The following is a 2937-nucleotide window of genomic DNA, read 5'->3' on the forward strand; positions in this document are numbered from 1 at the left end:
AGCACACGGTAGGTGAAGCTGGGTGGTGCATTGTTTAGAAGCTGTATGTCTACGCCTATACCGGTGGCTTTCTCCAGCCTATCTCTAAGCTCCTCTACATAGATGAGCTCGTCTTCCACGCCTTCTAGTAGTAGGGCTATGTCTATGTCTCTGAAGACTTCGCTATCTATGAAGCCTCCGTGGATGATAGCCAGCTTGATGCAGCTATCTTCTAGGAGTATACTCCTTATAACGTCTATTATGTGCTCTCTATCCTCCATAGGTACTTTCTTAGGTTTCCTCAGCTCTTCCTCACGGATCCTCAGCTTCGACATACCTTGACACCTCGGAGATAAATTCCTCTAGTACCTTAATACCTCCTCTCTTAGCCTCCTCGTATATTCTGAGATCATTAATCACCCAATACCTATGCACAATAAGATTTCTAAGACTAACAAGTTTGACCATGGATTCGGCTATCTCAGCACTTATAATGCCCTTCTCTAAAAGCTTCATGAAAGCCTCTCTATACGACTCAACCACTTCGTTGAAATCTTTCTCAAGTATTGCTATGGCTAAGTCAGCTAGTGCCTCGACAGCCATAACTATGGAGTATCTAAGGCTGAATCTAGCTCTTCTAGACTTTATAAAATCATCTCTACTCATTGAGGTAATATCCTTCATTTCTTCTATAGCCTCTTTAGCTTCTCCTACAAGCCTCTCGTAAACTTCTCTAGCGATCCTTGTCAAGGCAGCGCCTCAACCAATATCATCTATGCCTAAGCTCATGGTTATCTTTCCTCATCCTAGCTAAGCCTTGCAAAGAGCTTGAATGCATGTGGTCTAGCATAGGAGGCTACTTCGATTGATATGTTCTAGTGTTTTGAGATAGCTTCTAACTTCTTCTAGTAGTCTTGAGGCAGTATCTACAGCTGTTCGCGCATCTCTCCAAAGCTTCTCGTAGTCTACGTCCCTGTACCTGTGGATGAGGGCTTGTCTTACAGGTATCAGCACGAGGAGTTTCTCAACCGTCTCCTTGCTTACGACTCCGCTCCTCCTCGCGATCTCCACGTAGTCTCTGTAGTACTCCGCTACCCCCAGGCCTAGCCCCGACACTATGTGGCGCAGCAGATCGATGCATCCCTCGATAAGCGTCTGCAGCGTTCTCTCGAAGGCTTTCCTCAAGGTCCTATCCCTTACCACGGCCTCCAAGCCCATGCTTAGGTAGCGCTCCAAGTCCTGGAGATCCTCCCCGATCTGCACAATGATTCTACTAATCACTCTGAGGTCGAGGGGGTCGCCTTCCACCCACTTCCTGAAGTGGATCTCATTTAGCTCGTTGAGCTCGAGAGTCTCAGGCTTTACCCTGCTCAAGAGCTCTTGCTCCATATTCCCCCTATCCACTAATTCCCCCTATCCACTATCTTGACCCCCTTCTTCAGAATGCTCGCCACGAGTGCTGGCGAAGCGTACTCTAAGTCGAGAACAGAGATCTTCTCCTCAGAGATCTGGAGCTCCTTCGCAACCTCCGCCACCACGTGGGAGATGATACTGGGCTTCGACGCTACAACGGCTACATCTATATCACTCGCGGGCATCGCCCTCCCTTCAGCGTAGCTCCCGAAGAGGTACATGAGCTTTATCTCCGGGTGCCTCTCCGCAGCCCTCCTAAGCGCCTCGACGAGCCTCTCCCTGTTGACGACTCCCACAATCCCACCTCCAGCCCCGCCGCAGAGCTGGACGCTCCGAGGTGCTCAGGGTTTTAGAGTTCTACTCCGTACTTCAGCGCTTCGCTCACTATGCTTATCCTCTTCTTCATCTCCTCGAATTCCTCCGGCGTGTAGCAGAGGAGGTCTACGTCTACGGGCGGCAGAGCCCCCTCCCTCCACAGAATCTTCAGTATGTACGTGGCTCTGTCCGTGAAGCCCACCCCCTCAAAGGCCTTGGAAACCACGATGAGGTCTATGTCAGACTCCTTCAGCGCGTCTCCCCGCGCCCTGGATCCGAAGAGTATTATCCTAGCGTCCGGTATGTGCCTCCTGATCGCCTCCACGACCCTCAGAACCATTTCATCCACTCCTCCCACCTCCGAGCACCTCTCCGCAGTAGTCGACTATAAGCCTGGCCTTCTCCAAGTGCTCTCGTGCGGACCTCTCGTTGTAGAGCTCCGCCGGCACACCGCCAGCAGCATTCGGGTAGCGCGTAACGATGTATTCGGGCGTGAGGTCTGCAGCCGCATCGACAAGGTCTTCGCGGTCCACCCCCAGGCTCCTCAAGAGCTCCAGGAGGTTGTGGGTGTGAGGCGGCAGCTCCCTTTTCAGGTGGATGTAGAGCGCCTTCAACGCCTTCTCAGCTGCCTGCTGAGCGAAGAACACTGAGGCGTAGTAGCGCCCCACCTTGAGCAGGATCTCCGCGGTCTTAAGATCCTCGAGGGCCTGCAGCCACAGCCTCCTAACCTCCTCCATCGTCAAGCCCGCAACCCCTCCATGTCAGTTCTGCTGCACTGCGACCGACCCCTCTTCCAGTTCTGCTAGCAGCCCGTCTACGTCCAGGATCTCGAGCGCCGTGATTCTCCCCCGTCTTCTCGTCCCTAAATAGGAATGCTGGGGTTGATGTCGGCAGCGGCTCTACATCTGACTCCGAGGTCTCCGGATGCTCGAACCTTACGTGCAGCACTCCGCCGGTTAGCGAGACCTCAACCACTTTCCGGGGCAGCTTCACACCTACCTTCTTCTCCAGCGCTTCGAGCAGTCTTACCAGGTTTATTGCTAGAAGGGTTTCAACCATCTCTTCTCACTGAACCTCCTATAGCTCTCTTGATTAATTAAGTATGCGGTCTTCACAGCGGTATTCACTAGTTTACCCAATGCTTGTCTAGCTTCTTGAGGTAGTACTTGACACTGCTTCTGCATCTATCAATGTAAACCTCATCTCACTGCTCCAAGACCTGTACAATGG

General features: G+C 52.2%; 7 protein-coding genes. All 7 read right to left on the minus strand.

Annotation, left to right across the window (positions count from 1 at the left end; translation table 11 throughout):
* The coding region (locus BA066_07585; GenBank protein ID RDD52826.1) for a hypothetical protein at positions 1 to 314 on the minus strand (314 nt) is incomplete at its 3' end.
* The gene (locus tag BA066_07590) at positions 292 to 729 is read right to left on the minus strand and encodes a DUF86 domain-containing protein (protein ID RDD52827.1); all 438 of its coding nucleotides are present in this window, start codon (positions 727 to 729) and stop codon (positions 292 to 294) included. The genes BA066_07590 and BA066_07585, both read right to left, overlap by 23 nt.
* Before the next feature lie 93 nt (positions 730 to 822).
* On the minus strand, positions 823 to 1383 hold the full coding sequence (locus tag BA066_07595; protein RDD52828.1) for a DUF86 domain-containing protein: 561 nt from the start codon (positions 1381 to 1383) through the stop codon (positions 823 to 825).
* Positions 1383 to 1688, minus strand: coding sequence for a nucleotidyltransferase domain-containing protein (locus tag BA066_07600; GenBank protein RDD52829.1), 306 nt, complete (start codon positions 1686 to 1688; stop codon positions 1383 to 1385). Before BA066_07600 ends, BA066_07595 begins: the two co-directional genes overlap by 1 nt.
* Before the next feature lie 53 nt (positions 1689 to 1741).
* Entirely contained in the window at positions 1742 to 2047 is a 306-nt protein-coding gene (locus BA066_07605; GenBank protein RDD52832.1) for a nucleotidyltransferase, read from the minus strand.
* Position 2048: 1 nt separating this feature from the next.
* Positions 2049 to 2444, minus strand: a complete 396-nt coding sequence (locus BA066_07610; protein RDD52830.1) for a HEPN domain-containing protein — start codon at positions 2442 to 2444, stop codon at positions 2049 to 2051.
* Complete coding sequence (locus BA066_07615) at positions 2431 to 2766, minus strand: hypothetical protein (GenBank protein ID RDD52831.1); 336 nt, start codon at positions 2764 to 2766, stop codon at positions 2431 to 2433. Before BA066_07615 ends, BA066_07610 begins: the two co-directional genes overlap by 14 nt.
* Positions 2767 to 2937: the final 171 nt, after the last annotated feature.

The sequence above is a fragment of the Candidatus Korarchaeota archaeon NZ13-K genome (assembly GCA_003344655.1).
Taxonomy (GTDB): Archaea; Korarchaeota; Korarchaeia; order Korarchaeales; family Korarchaeaceae; genus Korarchaeum.

Coding starts and splice junctions, on each gene's coding strand:
- BA066_07610 (RDD52830.1), bottom strand. CDS start 2,444: ATGGAGGAGGTTAGGAGGCTGTGGCTGCAGGCCCTCGAGGATCTTAAG.
- BA066_07615 (RDD52831.1), bottom strand. CDS start 2,766: ATGGTTGAAACCCTTCTAGCAATAAACCTGGTAAGACTGCTCGAAGCG.
- BA066_07605 (RDD52832.1), bottom strand. CDS start 2,047: ATGGTTCTGAGGGTCGTGGAGGCGATCAGGAGGCACATACCGGACGCT.